The organism is Shimia sp. MIT910701 (assembly GCF_047126315.1).
Lineage (GTDB): Bacteria > Pseudomonadota > Alphaproteobacteria > Rhodobacterales > Rhodobacteraceae > Shimia.
This window is the reverse complement of the sequence record NZ_CP138953.1, coordinates 1,717,816-1,737,703: the sequence shown is the minus strand read 5'-3', so window position 1 is coordinate 1,737,703 and position 19,888 is coordinate 1,717,816. Positions and strand designations below refer to the sequence as shown.

The window sequence follows — 19,888 nt, the reverse complement described above, 5'->3', positions numbered from 1 at the left end:
TTAGTCCTTGTACACGTCGCCTTTGGCGACTTTCTTGGAGAACTCGGTGTCTTCACCAGCGGCGAGAAGCTTGGCCTGATCAACCCATCCGTCGCGTTCGATACGGCCTTTGAACGACAGCTTGTCGTCCATGTCGGCGATGTCTTCAGCGTTCCAAGCCGCGATTTGAGCAAAGGTTGTCACGCCATTGTCGTGCAGCTTCTTTTCCAGTGCCGGTCCTACACCCTTCAGCTGTTTCAGATCGTCGGCGCCGCCTGCGGCGGGGGCTTTCTTGGCGGCAGGCTTCTTGGCCTTTGGCTTTTCGGCCTTAGTCTCTGCGGTCTCAGCCTTTTTCGCTTTGGGCTTCTCGGCTTTCTTTGCCTCTTCGGCCTGCTTCACAGCGGGTTTCGGCGTGGGCGCGGGCTCAGGTGGCTGACCTTCGGCAGCACGACCGGCAACCACACCGTCTTTGCCGATCCAGGGCGTCAGGATCGGCATTTCAGTGCCATCAATGCGCTTGATGGTGTCGCCGATGTCCGTCGCCAACTGCGCAGACGCGTTGTACTGCGTTTTGCCGCTGTCGTATTCGGTCAGGCTGGTGAGGCCAGACAGAGGTTCAGAGGCGTAACGGCCGTTTTGCGGACCCGGCGTTGGCACTTTGCCCGCGGACATTTCGTCCAGCATCTTGGCGAAGCCGTCTGCGGTCAGGTCCTCGTAGTAGTCTTTGCCGATCTGGGCCATGGGCGCGTTGGTGCAGGCCCCAAGGCATTCAACTTCTTCCCAAGAGAATTTGCCATCCGCAGACAGCTCGTGCGGCTTGTTTGCGATTTTCTCTTTGCAGACCGCCACCAAATCTTCAGCACCACAGATCATGCAGGACGTGGTGCCGCAAATCTGGATGTGGGCGACAGAACCCACCGGTTGCAGTTGGAACATGAAGTAGAAAGACGCCACCTCAAGCACACGGATATAAGCCATGTCGAGCAAATCGGCGACAGCTTCAATCGCGGGCTTAGAGAGCCACCCTTCCTGCTCCTGTGCGCGCCACAAAAGCGGGATCACAGCAGAGGCCTGGCGACCTTCTGGGTATTTGGTGATCTGAGACTCAGCCCAGCTCTGGTTTGCGTCAGTGAAAGCAAAGCTTTCCGGCTGTTCATGATACAAACGGCGCAGCATTATTTGCAGGCCTCCGTATTGAGTTTGAAGGTGCCAGAGTCGATGTCACCCTGCCCTTGTTTTTCCAAATAGCGCAGCGACTTTTCAAAGCTGCGTCCGGTGAAGCCTGCGGGCAGCAGTTCCGCTTTGGCCAGATCACGGGTGATCAAGCAGTCGTTGGCCTCGCCCACCGAAATGATCAGATCGAGCATTTCTTGGGACACAGGCACTTCATCCGCCGCCCAAGCGGGCGCGGCCAGCAAAACGGCTGTGGTCAGTGCAAGCTTTCTCACCGGTCGATCTCCCCGAACACAATGTCCATGGTACCGATGATGGCAGCCACATCGGCGAGCTGATGGCCCGTTGCGATGTGATCCATCGCCTGCAGGTGCAGGTAGCCCGGCGCGCGCAGTTTGGCGCGATATGGCTTGTTGGTGCCATCGGCCACCATGTAGACGCCAAATTCCCCTTTGGGCGCCTCTACAGCGGCATAAACTTCGCCTTCGGGCACATGGAAGCCCTCGGTGTAAAGCTTGAAGTGGTGGATCAGGCTTTCCATCGAGGTTTTCATATCGCCGCGTTTGGGAGGGGTCAGCTTGCCCCGTGACAGCACGTCGCCGGTGGCTTCGCGCAGCTTATGGATCGCCTGTCGCATAATCGACAGCGACTGGCGCATTTCTTCCATGCGCATCAGGTAGCGGTCGTAACAGTCGCCGTTTTTGCCAACAGGGATCTGGAACTCAAACTCGTCGTAGCACTCATAAGGCTGGGCGCGGCGCAGGTCCCATGCGAGGCCCGCCGAGCGCGCCATCACGCCGGACATGCCGAACTGCAGCACTTCGTCTTCGTTCACCACGCCAATGTCGACGTTACGCTGTTTGAAGACGCGGTTTTCGGTCAGCAACCCGTCGATGTCGTCGATCACTTCCGGGAACTCAATGGCCCATTCTTCGATGTCGTCCACCAGTTGATCTGGCAAATCCTGGTGCACACCGCCCGGGCGGAAGTAGTTGGCGTGCAGACGTGCGCCACAGGCACGTTCATAAAACACCATCAGCTTTTCGCGCTCTTCAAAGCCCCACAGCGGCGGGGTCAGCGCGCCAACGTCCATCGCCTGTGTGGTGATGTTCATCAGGTGGTTCAGAATGCGGCCGATTTCGCAGAACAGCACGCGAATGAGCTGCGCACGACGGGGCACCTCGGTGCCGGTCAGTTTTTCAATGGCCAAGCACCAAGCGTGTTCCTGGTTCATCGGCGCCACATAGTCGAGGCGGTCGAGATACGGCAGGTTTTGCAGATAGGTGCGGCTTTCCATCAGCTTTTCGGTGCCACGATGCAGCAGGCCAACGTGCGGATCGCAACGTTCTACGATTTCGCCGTCCAGTTCGAGCACAAGACGTAGCACGCCGTGGGCCGCAGGGTGCTGAGGACCGAAGTTGATGTTGAAGTTGCGGATCTGCTGTTCGCCGCTCAGCGCATCCACGCTGCCGTCATCAAATTTGGAGCCGTCCATCATTTCGCGTCCCCTTTTTCGTCACCGGGCAGGATGTAGTTGGCACCTTCCCATGGCGACATGAAATCAAACTGGCGGTAGTCCTGCGTCAGTTGCACAGGCTCGTAAACCACGCGTTTTTGCACTTCATCATAGCGCACTTCGGTGTAACCGGTGGTCGGGAAATCCTTACGCAGCGGATGTCCGCGAAAACCGTAGTCCGTCAGCAGGCGGCGTAGGTCCGGGTGGTCGGAGAAGATGATGCCGAACATGTCAAAGACTTCCCGCTCAAACCAGTTGGCGGAGGGGTGCACCGGCACAATCGAGGGCACCATTTCATCTTCGCGCACCGACACGCGCAGGCGCACGCGTTGGTTCTGATACATGCTCAGGAAGTGGTAGACGACGTCAAAGCGCTTGGACCGCTCGGGGTAGTCCACGGCGGTTACGTCCACGAGGGTGGAGAAGCGGCAGGTTGGATCGTTGCGCAGAAACTCCACAAACGGGGCAATATTGGTCGGAGTGACGGTGATGGTCAGCTCGTCAAAGGCCACGTCCCAGCCCAACACACAATCCGGGCGCTTGAGTTCGATGTGGGCGCCAAGTTCTTTCAGGGCTTCGGTCATCGTTCAATGGTCCCCGTGCGGCGAATTTTGCGTTGCAGCTGCAACAGGCCATAGAGCAGTGCTTCTGCTGTGGGCGGGCAGCCTGGCACGTAGATGTCGACCGGCACAATACGGTCACAACCGCGCACAACGGAGTAGCTGTAGTGGTAGTAGCCGCCGCCATTGGCGCAGGAGCCCATGGAGATCACGTAGCGTGGCTCAGGCATCTGGTCGTAGACCTTGCGCAGCGCCGGTGCCATTTTGTTGGTCAGGGTGCCAGCCACAATCATCACGTCGGACTGACGCGGGGAGGCGCGTGGCGCAATGCCAAACCGCTCCGCGTCATAGCGCGGCATGGAAGTGTGCATCATCTCAACCGCGCAGCAGGCCAGACCAAAGGTCATCCAGTGCAAAGAGCCAGTGCGGCCCCAGTTGATCAGGTCTTCGGCGTTGGTCAGCAGGAAGCCTTTGTCCTGCAACTCAGAATTCAGCGCCTGAGTGACCACTTCTTTGTCGACACCCGCGGTGTTTGCACCTGTCATCACTCCCATTCCAAAGCTCCCTTCTTCCACTCATAGGCAAAGCCAATGGTAAGCACGGCGAGGAACACCATCATGGACCAGAAACCAACCATCGAGACGTCCTTGAAGGCCACGGCCCATGGGAATAGGAAGGCAATTTCCAAGTCAAAGATGATGAACAGGATCGACACGAGGTAGAACCGAACGTCAAATTTCATACGCGCGTCATCAAATGCGTTGAAACCACACTCGTACGCCGAGACCTTTTCCGGGTCCGGGTTGCGTACAGCTAAAACAACGGCGGCAAGGATGAAGACAAGGCCGAGGCCGATGGCGACGGCGGCGAAGATGAGGATGGGAAAATATTCCCGAAGCATCTCTTCCATAGGTAGCTCCTTTCATGCACGCCAGTTCGGTGCAGTCAGATGGCTGTATCAACTCCTTGCGGGGTTTACCCCTGCCCCATGGCGGGGTCAATATTTAGCGCAAGTTTTGAACAAGACGTGACATTGGTGTTTTTAACACAAATTCAGTCACTTAACCTGTCTTCAAACCCATGTGCGGCATTAAGCCGGTGTCATTTTTTCCGGCCCACCACTTGAAACAGGACAAATTGACCCTTTGATTCCGCTGCCCTTCGAAACCCTAGAAAATCACTAGGGAAAAGGCCTGCGCACAACAAATGGCTTGGCAACAGCTGCCAATCGCAAAAATCGTGATCTATCGGTAATTTAGAGGTTAACGGCTGTGAAGGCGCAAACACGCCTTCACAGGGCCTGCGTCCAGGTCAAGACGCCCAAGATGGCTTTTGCTTGGCAAAGAAGGCACCAATGCCGTCCTTGGCCTCTTGTCCTTCCCAACAAGCCACCAACTCGCCAATGGTGTGGTCGATCACGTCATCGTCAATCCTTGGCCCCAGCGTCCGGGCAAGTGCCTTGGCACGGGCCACGGCCTGTGGCGCGCAAGCCAAATAGGGCGCGACTTCCGCCTCCACCGCGGCGTCCAGCTCCTCTGCTGGCACCGCTTTGGCCAAGAGCCCCAAGGTGACCGCTTCCGGCGCTTTGAACAGGCGGGCGGACATAAAAACACGGCGGGCCATGGCCTCCCCCATGCGCGACAGAACGTAAGGACCTATAGTGGCAGGGATCAAACCCAGCTTGGTTTCGGTTAACCCCATAGTCAGGCTGTCCACCCCAATGGCCACGTCGCAAACGCTGGCCATGCCAACGCCGCCGCCAAAGGCATTGCCCTGCAACCGACCGATGAGGGGCTTGGGCAGGGTGTTGAGCGCCTGAAGCGCCTCGGCGAGCTTGCGCGCCTCTACAAAACGCGTGTCCGGATCAGCCGCCATCTGCGCCTGCATCCAGCCCAGATCGCCGCCCGCACAGAAGCTTTTGCCGGCCCCAGTCAGCACCACCACGCGCACCGAATTATCCGCGCCCAGCGCCTCGGCAGCCTGCTTTAACTCCACGATCATCGCACCGGACATCGCATTGTGCTTTTCCGGACGGTTCAGAGTGAGCGTGGCAACACCGCGTTTGTCGGTGGTGATGGTGAGGGTTTCGTAAGTCATTATGTTTCCTCTCACTTGGCGTCGACTGCGCGCATGGACCGCGCCATCTTAGCGGCTTGCGCCAGAACCGCTGTATCAAGCCCCGTTTCATAGCCCAGCGCCTTGAGGCGCGCATCCACCGCCTCCGTGGCCACGTTGCCTTTTGCCCCCGGCGCATAAGGGCACCCACCCAAGCCGCCAACGGCGGCATCAAACACCCGGATGCCAAGATCCAGCGACGCCTCGATGTTCGCCAAAGCGCGACCCTCTGTGTCGTGATAATGTCCTGCCAGCTTGTGCGCAGGCACCACCTCCAAGACAGCTTGCAACATCGCAGAGATGCTGTCCGGAGTACCCTGACCAATGGTGTCACCCAAACTGATCTCATAACAGCCCGCATCAAACAGGTGTTTCGCGACCTCGGCCACTTTCTCTGGCGGCGTGGGGCCATCATAAGGACAATCGGTTATGCAGCTCACATAGCCGCGCACAGGCAGGCCTATGTCTTTTGCCGCTGCCACCACTGGCGCAAAACGGTCCAGGCTCTCTGCGATGGTGGCGTTGATGTTGGCTTTCGAAAAGCCCTCAGAGGCAGAGCCAAATATCGCAATTTCATCCGCCTTGGCGGCAACGGCGCCCTCAAAGCCGCGCATGTTCGGCGTGAGGGCCGCGTAGCTGACGCCTTCGGCACGATTTATACCGGCGAGGACTTCCGCCGAGTCGGCCATTTGCGGCACCCATTTGGGGCTGACAAAGCTGGCCACCTCGATGCGCTTGAAACCCGCTTGCGACAGACAATCCACCAGTGCAATTTTTTCGGATGTCGGAATTTGGCGCTTTTCATTCTGCAGCCCGTCCCGAGGGCCCATTTCGAAAAGCTCAACGTTGTTGGACATGGTCACGCCCCCTGCTCCGGCAAGTCATAGAAGTCTTGCGTGTAAAATTGCTGTACCCCTTCAGCGGCCTGCGCAGCCTGATAGGCCGGACGCGCTTCGATCCGGCGCAGATAGGCCGTGGTCAACGGGTAGCCGTCAAACCGCACATAGCGACTGGCGCTTTCCAGTGTGAAACCCATCATCACGTCTGCAGCCGAAAACCCGCTCGCCAATAGAAACTGCCGCCCGTCACCCAACGCGCCCTCAACAGCTTTCAAAGCAATTGCCAGCCGTTTGGTTTCGATCCCCATCACAGTGGGGGACTTCATCCAGTCTTTGGGCAGGAACAGATGCTGCATGTTGAGGTTCTGAATGCCCGCCGCGATGGTCTCTGCGTAATGCATCCATTGCAGCCAGTCAGCCCGTTCCTCGCTGCCAACCTCTGGCTTTAAGTCATGCCCCTCACGGGTTTCGCAGAGGTACTGCACGATCGCACCGCTTTCATAGAGCACCCGTCCGTCGATCTCCAAAGCGGGCACACGCCGGGCAGGCGACATGGCTTTGAATGCGGGCTGTTGCAGTGAACCGTCCATGATCTGATACGGCACAATCTCCACCGCTTCGCCCAGCTCATGCAACAGCCAGTTCACGCGAAAGGAGCGGCTGCCCGCAATGGAATGCAGAACCGCGCTCATGCCTCGTCTTCTTCCAGAAGGATCAGGGCGGTGCCATCCTCAACTTGCGCACCCGCGGTGGCCAAAACATCCGCCACGACACCATCGCGCGGTGCAAGCAGAGAATGCTCCATTTTCATGGCTTCCAGAATGGCCAGGCGATCGCCTTCGCGCACCGCTTGGCCGGCTTCTGCAAAAATCGCTTTGACCAGGCCTGGCATCGGTGCGGCAATCACGTTTCCGCCTGCCCCGCCTTCATCTTCTCGATCCAGCGGATCGACCACCGTGAAGCGATAGCCGTTGCCCCAAAACACGGTCAGCTCGTCGCCGTTCTGCGCGGTGCGCGCAGGCACTTTGGTGGTGTCGACCCACCAGCTGCCACCTTTGTAGGTGACGATGTGTTCCGCCTCGCCAACCTGAACGCTGTAGTTGCCTGTACCGTTCACACGCACATCTACGTCGATACGCTCTTCGTTGTGGATCAGGGACACGCTGTGCGTCAGTGGAGACCACAGAACCAGCGTTTCGGCTGGCGCAGATCCACCCAGAGGCCTCAATCCCAAAGCTGTCAGCGCCGCCACCGAGCGCGCCTTGGTGCAGGCCGACGGTTGCACAGCCAGCGCATCAATGTGGCGCTCAATCAAGCCTGTGTCTACGTCACCCGCCACAAAGTTGGGCTGCGCCGCCAGCAACGCCAGAAAGCTCACGTTGGTCACGGTGCCGCCCACATCCGTCCAGCGCAGCGCGCGTTCCAGCTGTTTGAGGGCGATCTCACGGGTTGATCCATGTACCACCAGCTTGGCAATCATCGGGTCGTACCACGGGCTGATGGTGTCCCCGGACCGCACGCCGCTGTCGATCCGAGCCGCTGCCGGGAACTCCAGATGCGAGAGCGTGCCGGTGGCGGGCAGGAAGCCTTTGGGCACATCTTCGGCATAGATACGCGCTTCAAACGAATGTCCGGTGATGGTCAACTCTTCCTGCTGTTTTGGCAGTGGTTCGCCAGACGCGACGCGCAGTTGCCATTCGACCAGATCAACACCAGTGATCGCCTCAGTGACCGGGTGCTCCACCTGCAAGCGGGTGTTCATTTCCATAAACCAGAAGCCGTCTGGGCGAAGACCGTTGGAGCCGTCCACGATAAACTCAATGGTGCCTGCGCCTTTGTAGTTGATCGCCTCAGCCGCACGTACGGCGGCATCCCCCATTGCTGCGCGCATTTCCTCGGTCATACCCGGCGCCGGGGCTTCTTCGATGACTTTCTGGTGGCGGCGTTGCAGAGAACAGTCCCGCTCAAACAGATGCACGGCCTTTTCACCGTCACCAAAGACCTGCACTTCGATGTGGCGTGGGCTGGTAACATATTTTTCGATCAATACATCGGGGTTGCCAAAGGCCGTGGTGGCCTCGCCTTGAGCTGAGGCCAGCGCGTCGGCGAAGTCGGCGGAGTTCTCAACAAGGCGCATACCTTTGCCGCCGCCGCCTGCGACGGCTTTGATCAGCACCGGATAACCGATGACCTCAGCTTGCTCGGTCAAAAACGCGCCGTCCTGATTGTCGCCATGATAGCCCGGCACAACCGGCACATTTGCCTCTTCCATCAGGGCTTTGGCGGCGTCTTTGAGGCCCATAGCACGAATGGCTTTGGCGGAGGGACCAATGAAGGTCAGGCCAGCAGCTTCAACCGCCTCCACAAACTCCGGGTTTTCGGAGAGAAAGCCGTAGCCGGGGTGGATGCCCTGCGCGCCGGTGTCCAGCGCGGCCTGGATGATCACATCGCCTTTGAGATAGCTGTCGGCTGGCGCTGCGCCCCCAATATGCACGGCTTGATCCGCCAGCGCGACATGTTTCGCGGTCGCGTCCGCATCAGAATACACAGCAACGGTTTTCACGCCCATCGCACGGGCAGTTTCCATCACGCGGCAGGCAATCTCGCCACGGTTGGCAATCAGGATTTTTTCAAACATCGGGCGGTCCTTTGTGTTGAGACGTCGGACCGGGGGCTGCCTGCCCCCGGACCCCCGGGGATATTTTGGGCCAAGAGAAGATTATATCCGGAACACGCCGAACTTGGTCTCCTCGATTGGTGCGTTGAGAGAAGCCGTTAGGCTCAGGTGCAGCACGTCGCGGGTTTTGCGTGGGTCGACAATGCCATCGTCCCAGAGGCGTGCTGAAGCGTAGAGCGGGTGGCTTTGTTCTTCGAACATGTCCAGCGTGGGCTGTTTGAAGGCGGCTTCTTCTTCAGCCGACCATTCGCCGCCCTGGCGCTCAATGGCATCGCGCTTAACCGTTGCGAGAACACCCGCTGCCTGTTCGCCACCCATCACGGAAATGCGGCTGTTGGGCCAGCTCCACAGGAACCGCGGAGAGTAAGCGCGACCGGCCATACCGTAGTTGCCTGCGCCAAAGGAACCGCCAACCAGCATGGTGATTTTTGGCACTTTGGTGGTGGCCACTGCGGTCACCATTTTGGCACCGTGGCGCGCGATGCCTTCGGCCTCGTATTTCTTCCCCACCATAAAGCCGGTGATGTTTTGCAGGAACACCAGCGGGATGCCGCGTTGAGAGCACAGCTCGACAAAATGGGCGCCTTTGGCAGCGCTTTCGGAATAGAGCACGCCGTTGTTGGCGATGATGCCGACAGGGCAGCCGTTCACATGAGCAAAGCCACAGACCAGCGTTTCTCCAAAGCGTTTCTTAAATTCATCAAACCGGGATCCGTCTACCACACGTGCGATAACTTCGCGGATGTCATAAGGCGTTCGCAAGCCTCCGGGCACCACGCCAAGAATCTCCTCTGGGTCGTAGGCGGGTTCTTCTGGCGTCTGCCAATCTACGGTCTGTGGCTTGGTGCGGTTGAGATGCTTGAGCGCATCCCGCGCTAGGGCCAATGCATGGGCATCGTCATCTGCCAGATAGTCGGCCACACCGGACAAGCGTGTGTGCACATCGCCGCCACCAAGGTCCTCTGCACTCACAACTTCACCAGTCGCCGCTTTCACCAGCGGCGGGCCTGCGAGGAAGATGGTGCCCTGCTCTTTCACAATGATAGTCACATCAGACATGGCAGGCACATAAGCGCCGCCTGCCGTACAAGAACCCATCACCACGGCGATCTGAGGGATGCCTTTGGCAGACATGTTTGCCTGGTTAAAGAATATGCGGCCAAAGTGATCGCGATCCGGAAAAACCTCGTCTTGTTGCGGCAGGTTGGCGCCGCCACTGTCCACCAGATAGACACACGGCAGATTGTTCTGCTCTGCAATCTCTTGCGCGCGCAGGTGCTTTTTCACAGTCATCGGGTAGTAGGTTCCGCCCTTCACGGTGGCGTCGTTGCACACCACCATGACCTCTTGCCCGTGCACCCGGCCGATCCCGGCCACGACACCGGCACAAGGCGCTGCTCCGTCATACATGCCATGGGCCGCCGTGGCGCCAACTTCCAGAAACGGAGAACCAGGGTCAAGCAAACCTGCCACGCGCCGGCGGGGCAGCATTTTGCCGCGGCTTTCATGACGCGCGCGGGACTTCTCGCCACCGCCCATGCGGGCTGCTTCCGCCACCTGACGCACATCGTCAATCATCTGAAGATGTGCTGCGCGATTGGCGGCGAAATCCTCGGACGAAGTGATCACCTTGGATTGCAACTTACTCATTGTCGTATCCCATTCTTGTGAAAGGCGTGGTGTGTGATCTCACTCCACCAGCCCATCCGCTTCCAGATAGAGCGCCTGTTCGGCGGTCATATACATCAGGCAACTCACCGTGGCCGGGCCACCACCCGTGCCGCCGCCCCAGAGCGAGCGTTCGTAATCACAGGTGGCGTCGCGATAGGCGATCCAGGCGCGTTGCATGTTCTTGAGGGCGTCGCCTTGAGACGGCGCGGCCGAGCCCAGGTCCGCCATTTCTTTTTCTGTGGCCTTCCGTGACGCGCGTACCGCCTTGTAAGCGGCATTGAGACGCTGATCCCAATAGTCCCGCTCCTGATCAAGGCATTGGCTCATGCCGTAGGTGGACCAGCCACCCTCGGTGGTCTCCATGCAGTGATTGGCGGAACTGCCGATACATGTGGTTGGGTCTTGGCTGTCTGTCATTGCCGCCAGGCAGGCTTCGGTAGCGACGGGAGAGAAACCCGGCCCACTCTCCGCGAACGCCGCACTGCCAATGGCCACGCCTGCCGTAAATGCCAAAATCTTCCACATGGTTAAATGCCTTTCAAAACGCTGATTTGCCTTGAGGGTAAGCGAGAAGGGTGTTCCCGCCCAACCCCACAAGGCAAATTGGCGCTTCAGAGCCCTTACGCCTGCGCAGCCATCAGCTCGCGGCCAATCAACATGCGGCGGATCTCGCTGGTGCCCGCGCCGATTTCCATCAGCTTGGCATCGCGGAAGATCCGGCCCACAGGGTTGTCGGACAGGTAGCCTGCGCCACCCATGGCCTGCACCGCTTGGTGCGCTTGGGTCATGGCAACTTCGGAGGCATAGAGGCAGCAAGCCGCAGCATCCTGACGGGTGATCCGGCCTTCGTCACAGGCTTTGGCACATTCATAGACATAGGCGCGCGCGGAGTTCATCGCGGTATACATGTCGGCGATTTTGCCTTGCATCAGTTGGAAGTTGCCAATGGACTGACCAAACTGTTTACGCTCTACCATGTATGGCATGATTTCGTCCAAACAGGCTGCGATGATGCCGGTGCCGATGCCTGCCAGAACAACGCGTTCATAGTCCAGACCGGACATCAGAACCGCGACACCTTTGCCTTCTTCACCGAGGATGTTCTCAAACGGCACTTCAACGTCTTCGAAGATCAGTTCGGCAGTATTGGAACCACGCATACCCAGCTTGTCGAAATGTGGAGAGGTAGAGAACCCCTTCATCTCTTTCTCAATCAGGAAGGCAGTGATGCCGCGTGGACCCGCGTCTGGATCAGTTTTGGCATACACAACCAGTGTGTCTGCGTCTGGGCCGTTGGTGATCCAGTATTTGTTGCCGTTCAACACAAAGCGATCATTGCGCTTTTCTGCGCGCAACTTCATCGACACCACGTCAGACCCTGCGGAGGGTTCGGACATTGCCAGCGCACCAACATGCTCGCCGGAAATCAGGCGCGGCAGATATTTTGCTTTCTGCTCGTCATTGCCGTTGAGTTTGATCTGGTTCACGCAGAGGTTGGAATGCGCGCCATAAGACAGCGACACAGAAGCCGACGCGCGGGCGATCTCTTCGACCGCAATCACATGCGCCAGATAGGACATGCCTGCCCCGCCGTACTCTTCGGGCACGGTCACACCCAGCAGACCCAGATCGCCAAACTCTTTCCAGAGTTCGTTGGGGAATTCATTTTTCAGATCGATGTCCGCAGCCATCGGCTTGATGCGCTCCTGCGCAAAGCGATGCACCATCTCGCGCAACGCGTTGACGTCTTCGCCCAGATCAAAATTCATCGTGTGCATGAACATGGGGCATCTCCTCAGGTTATTGAACAGTTGTTCAATAACTAGACCGAGTCGGAGGCTGGATCAAGAAAATTTCGCGCGCACTGTTCCGCAGCCACGAAAAAGGGCGACATGAAACCATGCCGCCCTGAAGAATCTCAAAGGTGTCTCAGAAGCTTAAGATCACCGCGCCGCGCGCGCCTCCAAGGCTGGATAACGCACGGCCAAGGTTGCACCCCGCGCCACAAAGCTCACCATCAAGGCTACCCACAGCCCGTGATTGCCCCAAAACGGCACCAACAGCGCCAGCGCCACGAAATAGATCACCGTCGACAGCAGCATCATGTTGCGCATGTCTTTGGTTTGCGTGGCCCCGATAAAAACACCGTCCAACATGAAGGGTGCCACCCCCAACAGCGGCGAGAGCACCACCCAGGGCAGGAAATCACGCGCCAAAGAGCGCAATGCCTCAGAGGTGGTCATTACATCGATGATCAATCCACCAAAAATCCAGTAGATTGCGGCAATGAGCACCGACCCAATCACAGCCCATATCGATGCCATGTAGGTTGCGCGTCGAAGGCCTGCACGGTCCTTGCCGCCAAATGCTTGTCCGGCAAGCGTTTCCACCGCAAAGGCAAACCCGTCGAGCGCATGTGCGGTGATGTACAAGAACTGCAACAACACCTGATTGGCGGCCAATGTGTCATCCCCAAAGTCAGCGCCAAGGAACAGAAATGACATGAAAATCGCTTGCAACATCAAAGACCGCAGCAGAATGTCGCCATTTACGCCAGCCATTTCACGCAGGGCGGTACGATCCAACACACGCGCTTTTTCCATCCACGCAGGGTTTTGAAAGACATCGCGGCACAACCATACCGCCAAGGCGCAGCCTGTCACCTCAGCAAAGACAGTAGCAATCGCCACGCCCTCCACACCCCAACCGAGCCCCAGGACAAACCAAAGGTCGAGTACGATATTCACGCTGTTCATCCATAGCTGAATGACCAACACCGCCTTTGTACGCTCCTGCGCAATCAGCCAACCGGTCAAGCCGTAAATCGAAATGGCCGCCGGCGCAGACCAAATGCGGATTTGCAAATATTGGCGCGCAAGCGTTTCCACCTCAGGGGACGCTGGTGATAACCAAAACGCGGCACGAAATAGCCAGACTTGCCCCAGGATCAGCAGCAGCCCCGCCGCCACACCGATCAGTACGGCACGAGTCAGCATCGCAGCCACCTCGCCGTAACGCCCCTCGCCTTTCGCGCGCGCAGTTAGGCCAGTGGTGCCCATCCGAAGGAAGCCAAAGATCCAGTAGAGACCAGCAAGAATAACTGCGCCGATGCCCACGGCCCCAATGGGTGCAGCATCCCCCATCTGCCCGACAACGCCTGTATCCACCGCCCCCAGGATGGGCACAGTAGCATTGGACAGAACAATCGGCAGCGCCGTGTGCAAGATGCGCCGATGGGTGATGTCGCCGACTCCGCCAGCTTGCGGCGTATCAGTCATCCTTGGACGGCATCAAAAAATGGCCGGTGGCCTGTGCAAACAACACATCGCGCTGATCCTGCCACGCTTCGACATGCACCGAGGCGTAACGACGACCGGAACGGTTGACCCGCGCACGGGCATAAGCATCGCGCGGCAGGCCGGAACGGAGGTAGTCCACGGTAAAGTCGATGGTTTTGGGTAGGCGTGGCAGATGGCCTTCGGTCAGGCTTTCCATGGAAATCTGACCACTTTCAATGTCATCCCAGAGGCCGGACCACGCCAGACCAATGACCGCTGTGGTCTCAAGAAAGCCCGCTGTTACGCCACCGTGAATGGCAGGCAAAAGCGGGTTGCCAATCAACTTGTTATCAAATGGCAAAATCGCGGTAAGTTCGTCGCCACGACGCTCAAACTCGATGCCGAGGAAATTGATATATGGCACACCATGTACAAGCGCAGAAAGCGCGGCGTCGCGGCGTTGCTTCACCACCTGAACAGGTTCTGGACGTGGACGCGGCATGGTTACTTCCTCTGCACAGTGAATGCGCCGGTGGCCGTGGCCACGGGGCGGCTGTCGTCATCATCAAAGGCCGTGGCCCGCACGAAGGCGACAGATCGCGTGATGTGGTAGCACTCCGCTTTGGTCCGCACATTTTGACCCGGTGTTGCTGCGCGCATGTAGTCGATCCGCAGATCAATCGTGGCCGTGCCGGAGGGAGACGACGGATGGCACATCGCCGCCGCACCACAACAGGTGTCCATCAAGGCTGACACTGCGCCGCCATGCAAAACACCGGTTTCAGGATCACCGACAATCTTACTGTCGTAAGGCAACTCCATCTCAGCCTTGCCTGCACCAATGTCGGTCAGCCGCATGTTCAACGCCTTGCAATGGGGAATCGCATTAATAAAATGCTCCGCCATTTTTGCCTTGTCCGGTTCCATGCCCGCCCTCCGATTGTATTGGCCCATTTATGAGCGTCATTTGACATAGGCTTCAAGTGGGCGGTTGCCCTTGCTGCAGATGCAAACTAAGTTTCGCGCCTAAGGAGGCCCCGCAAATGTCTGATACTCGCCTGTCTTTTAAGGAAATGTGCGCACGATTCGACGTCACACCAAGGACGTTGCGTTACTATGAGTATATCGAACTTTTGCAGCCGGAGCGTGAAGGACGCAGCCGATTTTTTGGCCCGCGAGAGATTGCCCGGATGACCCTGATCATGCGCGGGCGCCGCTTTGGCATTAAGCTTGAAGACATCCGCCAGTGGCTGTTGATTTACGAAAACGACGGCACCTCGGCGCAGATGCAGGCCTTTGTGGAGATGGCAGACCGCCAGATGGCGGAGCTGGAAGAACAGCGCCAACAGTTGGATGAAGCGATGCGCGAACTCAAAGAACTGCGGGATGAAACCGCAGGCTTCCTGACCAAAGCAAACTGAGCTTCCCAGCAAGTTTAATCCCGTAAAGGCGCCCATCGAGGCGCCTTTTGTTTTGCGACCGCAGCGCGGCGCGTGGTGCGCAAGAGTCCGCCTAAGCAGAAAAAATTGATCCTACGTCACTTCAAAATGTGACGTGACGTCTTACTTACGTTAACGTCAAGCTGTATAGTAACTCAGTTCCCGAAGCCCATTTTGTACCCACCTTCCGGTAAGAAAGGACGCAATGATGAGCGAAGAAACGATGACCATTCGTGAGATGTGTGATGCCTATGACGTCACCCCTCGCACCCTGCGTTTTTACGAGTCCAAGGAACTTTTGTTCCCCATTCGCGAGGGCCAAAAGCGTTTGTTTACCAAACGTGACCGCGCCCGTCTCAAACTGATCCTGCGTGGCAAACGCTTTGGCTTTTCTCTCGAGGAAATCCGTCAGCTGCTCGACCTCTATGACATGGGCGATCAGCAAGCGACCCAGCTGCAACGCACCTATGAGGTGGCACAACACCGCCTCAAGGACATGGAAGAGCAACGCGACGAGCTAAACGAAGCGATCGACGATCTGCGCGAACAGCTCAAATGGGGCGAACAGTTCCTCGCCGACCTCGCAAACCAGAAAGACGCCGCGCAATAAGCGGCGACAGACAAATTCCGTCTCGGATCATCCAAAAGGGAACCCCTTATGCCGACCTATACCGCGCCTGTAAAAGACCTGCAGTTTGTGCTGCACGATATGCTGAACGTCTCCAACGCCGATATTCCAGGTTATAGCGACCTAGAAGCCGACTTTACCTCCGCTGTTTTGGAAGAGGCCGGCAAGCTGACCGGAGAAGTGCTGTCCCCGCTCAACGTGGTCGGTGATCACGAAGGCTGCCGTCTGGAAAATGGTGTGGTTTACACGCCAACCGGCTTTAAAAACGCGTTTGAGCAAGTGAAAGAAGGCGGCTGGACCGGTTTGGATATGCCGGAAGAGTACGGCGGCCAGAATATGCCACAGGTGCTGGGAACCGCGGTGGGCGAAATGTTCTCCGCCTCCAACCAGGCCTTTACCATGTACCAGGGTCTGACCCACGGTGCGGCGGCGGCGATCCTTGCGCACGGTACCGACGAGCAGAAAAACAAGTGGCTGCCGAAGATGGTTTCCTGTGAGTGGACCGGCACCATGAACCTGACTGAGCCACACTGCGGTACAGATCTGGGCTTGATGCGCACCAAAGCGGAGCCGCAGGACAACGGCACCTACAAAATCTCCGGTCAGAAGATCTTTATCTCCGCTGGCGACCACGACATGGCCGACAACATTGTGCACCTCGTGCTGGCCAAAGTGCCGGGCGGCCCGCAAGGCATCAAAGGCGTGTCTCTCTTCATCGTGCCAAAGTTCCTGGTGGATGACGAAGGCAACATCGGTGCCCGCAACGGCGTGACCGTGGGCAGCATCGAAGAAAAGATGGGCATCCATGGCAACTCCACCTGCGTGCTGAACTATGACGACGCCGAAGGGTACCTGATTGGCGATTTGAACAAAGGCATGCGTGCCATGTTCACCATGATGAACGAAGCCCGTCTGGGTGTGGGCATGCAGGGATTGGCACAGGCTGAGGTCGCCTACCAGAACGCCCTGGCCTATGCCAAGGACCGCCTGCAGGGCCGTGCCGTGACCGGTGTTGAAAACCCAGATGGCCCGGCTGATCCTCTGATTGTTCACCCGGATATCCGTCGCTCGCTCATGGACCAGAAATCCTTCGTGGAAGGCGCGCGTGCGTTCATCCTCTGGGGCGCCACCATGTTGGATGAAGCGCACCGCAAAGGGGACAAAGACGCAGACGGGCTGATCTCCTTGCTGACTCCGGTGATCAAAGGCTTCCTGACCGACGAAGGCTACGACATGACTGTCAAAGCTCAGCAGGTTTACGGCGGTCACGGCTATATCGAAGAATGGGGCATGAGCCAATTCACCCGCGATGCCCGTATCGCGATGATCTACGAAGGCGCCAACGGCGTTCAGGCGCTTGACCTTGTAGGGCGTAAACTCGCGGCCGACGGCGGCAAGCACGTTATGGCCTTCTTTGAATTGGTTAAAAGCTTCTGCAAAGAAAACGGCGAAGACGAAGCGCTGAAGGATTTTGTTGGTCCGCTCAAGCAAGCCTCCAAGGATCTGCAGGCAGCGGGCATGTACTTCATGCAGGCAGGCATGAAGAACCCGAACGATGCGCTGTCTGGTTCCAACGACTTCATGCACCTGTTCGGCCACGTCTGCCTCGGCCTGATGTGGGCGCAGATGGCCAAAGCTGCCAACGCAGCGCTGGCATCCGGCGCAGAAGACAAAGACTTCTACGAAACCAAGCTGACCACCGGCCGCTACTACATGGCGCGTCGTCTGCCAGCGACGGGGATGCACTTGGCGCGCATCCAGTCCGGTGGCGACACCGTAATGGCTCTGGCCGCAGACCAGTTCTGATCCGGTTGGGCGGGGACCTCCCCGCCCTCCCCTCATTTTCCGGCGTCATTCTGGAGGACAGATGCCCAAACGTTTTCGACTGACCCGCCGCTTCCCTGTTGCCATGACAGAGGATGGGTATCGCAAGCTGCGCAGTTTCGCGACGGAAGCAGGTCTAGACGAAGGTGAGGCGCTGTCGTTTATATTTGAGAACTTCGACGCTGTAACAGACGACGACCAACTGGCGCATCGCTTGCGCCAGTTCAACGCGACTTTGGACGACCGCAAGCGGTGATCAAACCCGCGCAAAAATTTGCCAAGGGGAGGACGGCATGACAATCAAACTCTACTGTTTTGGAGAAAGCGGCCATTCCTACAAGGCTGCGCTGGCATTGGAACTTTCGGGCCTCGACTGGGAACCAGTAAAGGTAGACTTTTTTGCGGGCGAAACCCGCTCCGATGAATACCGCCAAAACGTCAATGAGATGGGCGAAGCGCCTGTGCTGGTGGATGGCGACTTTAGCCTGACGCAGTCCTCGGTCATTCAGGACTACATTTCCGAGAAAACCGGGAAATTTGCGGGGCGCGACAACAATGAGCGCCGTGAAATCTTGCGCTGGCAGTTCTGGGACAACCACAAGCTCAGCTCGTTTGCAGGCATGACCCGTTTCCTGATCAACTTCATGCCAAAAGACAAACAGCCCAAAGAGGTGATTGCCTTCAACCAAGGCCGCCTCAAAGGCGCTTATGACATTCTGAACAAGCATCTTGAGGGACGTGATTGGATTGTGGGCGACGGCCTGACCAACGCAGACCTAACTTGCTGTTCTTACCTCTACTACCCAGAGCCCTTTGGCTTTGACCGTACCGAGTGGTCCAACATTGACCGCTGGCTGACCAATATTTCCGACACACCGGGGTGGAAACACCCCTACGACCTGATGCCCGGCTCCCCCGCGGACCGCGCCTGATCTCGCCTGATAATAGGAGACCACAATGACCGAAGCCTATATCTATGACGCTGTGCGCACGCCGCGCGGCAAAGGCCGCAAAGATGGCAGCCTCCACGAGGTGACTTCCGTTGCCTTGTCCAAAACAGTTCTGAACAGCCTGAAAGAGCGCAACGGCCTAGAAGGCCACGCCGTTGAAGACGTGATCTGGGGCAACGTGACCCAGGTGAAAGAACAAGGCGGCTGCCTCGCGCGGACCGCCGTGTTGGCGTCTGACCTAGACGAAATCATTCCAGGCCTGTCGATCAACCGCTTCTGCGCATCGGGCATGGAAGCCGTAAACCTCGCGGCCAACCAGGTCAAAGGCGGCGCAGGCGACGCCTATATCGCCGGTGGTGTCGAGATGATGGGCCGCGTACCGATGGGCTCTGACGGGGCAGCCATCGCAGTCGACCCATCCGTGGCCATGGACATGTATTTTGTCCCACAGGGTATCTCGGCGGACATCATCGCCACCGAATATGGTTTCACCCGTGATCAAGCCGACGAACTGGCGGTGGAATCTCAGCGCCGCGCCGCGCAGGCGTGGGATGAAGGTCGGTTCGACAAGTCCATCGTCGCTGTGAAAGACATCAACGGTCTGACCATTTTGGACAAAGACGAATACATGCGTCCGGGTACGGACATGCAGTCCCTTGGTGGTCTGAAGCCTGCGTTCAAAGAGCAAGGCGAAGTGATGCCAGGCTTTGATAAGCTGGCGATCATGAAGTACCCGCATCTTGAGAAAATCAACCACATCCACCACGCTGGGAACTCTTCCGGTATCGTGGATGGCTCTGCTGGCGTATTGATCGGCAGCAAAGAGTTTGGTGAGAAATACGGCATCAAGCCACGTGCGGTGATCAAACAGACCTGCAAAATTGGGCTGGACCCAACCATCATGCTGACCGGTCCAGTGCCTGCCACCCAGAAAATCCTGAAAGACGCGGGTATGGCAATCAGCGACATCGACCTGTTCGAAGTCAACGAAGCCTTCGCCTCTGTTGTGATGCGCTTCCAGCAAGCGTTTGACGTTGATCCAGCTCTGGTGAACGTGAACGGCGGCTCGATCGCCATGGGCCACCCGCTGGGCGCAACCGGTGCCATAATCATCGGCACCTTGCTGGACGAGCTGGAGCGCCAGGACAAAGAAACCGGTCTGGCCACCCTCTGCATCGCGTCCGGCATGGGCGCGGCCACCATCATCGAACGCGTGTAACCGGCTGACATTAGGATAAG

At 58.0% G+C, this 19,888-nt stretch carries 22 protein-coding genes; 6 read left to right on the top strand and 16 right to left on the bottom strand.

The window, feature by feature from the left end:
• From SIB38_RS08250 to SIB38_RS08175, 16 genes are all read right to left on the bottom strand, one after another.
• Positions 1-1,155: an NADH-quinone oxidoreductase subunit E gene (locus SIB38_RS08250; protein ID WP_412551781.1), complete on the bottom strand. Its 1,155-nt coding sequence runs from the start codon at positions 1,153-1,155 to the stop codon at positions 1-3.
• A complete protein-coding gene (locus SIB38_RS08245; RefSeq protein WP_294117368.1) occupies positions 1,155-1,427 on the bottom strand; it encodes a hypothetical protein in 273 nt (90 codons plus the stop codon). The genes SIB38_RS08250 and SIB38_RS08245 overlap by 1 nt, the downstream gene beginning before the upstream one ends.
• Positions 1,424-2,647: an NADH-quinone oxidoreductase subunit D gene (locus SIB38_RS08240; RefSeq protein WP_294117365.1), complete on the bottom strand. Its 1,224-nt coding sequence runs from the start codon at positions 2,645-2,647 to the stop codon at positions 1,424-1,426. The genes SIB38_RS08245 and SIB38_RS08240 overlap by 4 nt, the downstream gene beginning before the upstream one ends.
• A complete protein-coding gene (locus SIB38_RS08235; RefSeq protein WP_294117363.1) occupies positions 2,647-3,252 on the bottom strand; it encodes an NADH-quinone oxidoreductase subunit C in 606 nt (201 codons plus the stop codon). Before SIB38_RS08235 ends, SIB38_RS08240 begins: the two co-directional genes overlap by 1 nt.
• A complete protein-coding gene (locus SIB38_RS08230; RefSeq protein WP_164644800.1) occupies positions 3,249-3,782 on the bottom strand; it encodes a NuoB/complex I 20 kDa subunit family protein in 534 nt (177 codons plus the stop codon). Before SIB38_RS08230 ends, SIB38_RS08235 begins: the two co-directional genes overlap by 4 nt.
• Positions 3,773-4,138 (bottom strand): NADH-quinone oxidoreductase subunit A, encoded by a 366-nt coding sequence (locus SIB38_RS08225; protein ID WP_283427194.1) that lies wholly within the window; start codon positions 4,136-4,138, stop codon positions 3,773-3,775. Before SIB38_RS08225 ends, SIB38_RS08230 begins: the two co-directional genes overlap by 10 nt.
• Before the next feature lie 401 nt (positions 4,139-4,539).
• The gene (locus SIB38_RS08220; RefSeq protein ID WP_294117348.1) at positions 4,540-5,325 is read right to left on the bottom strand and encodes a crotonase/enoyl-CoA hydratase family protein; all 786 of its coding nucleotides are present in this window, start codon (positions 5,323-5,325) and stop codon (positions 4,540-4,542) included.
• An 11-nt stretch (positions 5,326-5,336) separates the two neighbouring features.
• Positions 5,337-6,200 carry a hydroxymethylglutaryl-CoA lyase gene (locus tag SIB38_RS08215; protein ID WP_294117345.1) on the bottom strand — a complete coding sequence of 288 codons (864 nt, stop codon included), beginning with the start codon at positions 6,198-6,200 and terminating at the stop codon, positions 5,337-5,339.
• Positions 6,201-6,202: 2 nt separating this feature from the next.
• On the bottom strand, positions 6,203-6,874 hold the full coding sequence (locus SIB38_RS08210) for a glutathione S-transferase family protein (RefSeq protein WP_412551780.1): 672 nt from the start codon (positions 6,872-6,874) through the stop codon (positions 6,203-6,205).
• Positions 6,871-8,820 carry an acetyl/propionyl/methylcrotonyl-CoA carboxylase subunit alpha gene (locus SIB38_RS08205; RefSeq protein WP_294117341.1) on the bottom strand — a complete coding sequence of 650 codons (1,950 nt, stop codon included), beginning with the start codon at positions 8,818-8,820 and terminating at the stop codon, positions 6,871-6,873. The genes SIB38_RS08210 and SIB38_RS08205 overlap by 4 nt, the downstream gene beginning before the upstream one ends.
• Positions 8,821-8,901: 81 nt before the next feature.
• On the bottom strand, positions 8,902-10,509 hold the full coding sequence (locus SIB38_RS08200) for a carboxyl transferase domain-containing protein (protein WP_294117339.1): 1,608 nt from the start codon (positions 10,507-10,509) through the stop codon (positions 8,902-8,904).
• Positions 10,510-10,548: 39 nt separating this feature from the next.
• Positions 10,549-11,055, bottom strand: coding sequence for a lysozyme inhibitor LprI family protein (locus SIB38_RS08195; protein WP_412551779.1), 507 nt, complete (start codon positions 11,053-11,055; stop codon positions 10,549-10,551).
• A 95-nt stretch (positions 11,056-11,150) separates the two neighbouring features.
• Positions 11,151-12,314, bottom strand: coding sequence for an isovaleryl-CoA dehydrogenase (locus SIB38_RS08190; protein ID WP_294117335.1), 1,164 nt, complete (start codon positions 12,312-12,314; stop codon positions 11,151-11,153).
• A gap of 159 nt (positions 12,315-12,473) precedes the next feature.
• Entirely contained in the window at positions 12,474-13,808 is a 1,335-nt protein-coding gene (locus SIB38_RS08185) for an MATE family efflux transporter (protein ID WP_294117333.1), read from the bottom strand.
• Positions 13,801-14,310, bottom strand: a complete 510-nt coding sequence (locus tag SIB38_RS08180; protein WP_294117331.1) for a PaaI family thioesterase — start codon at positions 14,308-14,310, stop codon at positions 13,801-13,803. The genes SIB38_RS08185 and SIB38_RS08180 overlap by 8 nt, the downstream gene beginning before the upstream one ends.
• A 2-nt stretch (positions 14,311-14,312) precedes the next feature.
• Positions 14,313-14,735, bottom strand: coding sequence for a PaaI family thioesterase (locus tag SIB38_RS08175; protein ID WP_294117329.1), 423 nt, complete (start codon positions 14,733-14,735; stop codon positions 14,313-14,315).
• Between the two features lie 116 nt (positions 14,736-14,851).
• Here SIB38_RS08175 and SIB38_RS08170 point away from each other — a divergent pair, with 116 nt between their 5' ends.
• The 6 genes from SIB38_RS08170 to SIB38_RS08145 all read left to right on the top strand — a co-directional run bounded on the left by SIB38_RS08170 (position 14,852) and on the right by SIB38_RS08145 (position 19,868).
• Positions 14,852-15,229 carry a MerR family transcriptional regulator gene (locus tag SIB38_RS08170; RefSeq protein ID WP_294117328.1) on the top strand — a complete coding sequence of 126 codons (378 nt, stop codon included), beginning with the start codon at positions 14,852-14,854 and terminating at the stop codon, positions 15,227-15,229.
• Positions 15,230-15,455: 226 nt separating this feature from the next.
• Positions 15,456-15,857, top strand: coding sequence for a MerR family transcriptional regulator (locus SIB38_RS08165; RefSeq protein ID WP_294117327.1), 402 nt, complete (start codon positions 15,456-15,458; stop codon positions 15,855-15,857).
• Positions 15,858-15,905: 48 nt separating this feature from the next.
• Positions 15,906-17,681 carry an acyl-CoA dehydrogenase C-terminal domain-containing protein gene (locus SIB38_RS08160; RefSeq protein ID WP_412551778.1) on the top strand — a complete coding sequence of 592 codons (1,776 nt, stop codon included), beginning with the start codon at positions 15,906-15,908 and terminating at the stop codon, positions 17,679-17,681.
• A gap of 61 nt (positions 17,682-17,742) precedes the next feature.
• Entirely contained in the window at positions 17,743-17,955 is a 213-nt protein-coding gene (locus SIB38_RS08155; RefSeq protein ID WP_294117323.1) for a hypothetical protein, read from the top strand.
• 37 nt (positions 17,956-17,992) lie between these two features.
• Positions 17,993-18,631, top strand: coding sequence for a glutathione S-transferase family protein (locus SIB38_RS08150; protein ID WP_294117322.1), 639 nt, complete (start codon positions 17,993-17,995; stop codon positions 18,629-18,631).
• 25 nt (positions 18,632-18,656) lie between these two features.
• A complete protein-coding gene (locus SIB38_RS08145) occupies positions 18,657-19,868 on the top strand; it encodes an acetyl-CoA C-acetyltransferase (RefSeq protein WP_412551777.1) in 1,212 nt (403 codons plus the stop codon).
• Positions 19,869-19,888: the final 20 nt, after the last annotated feature.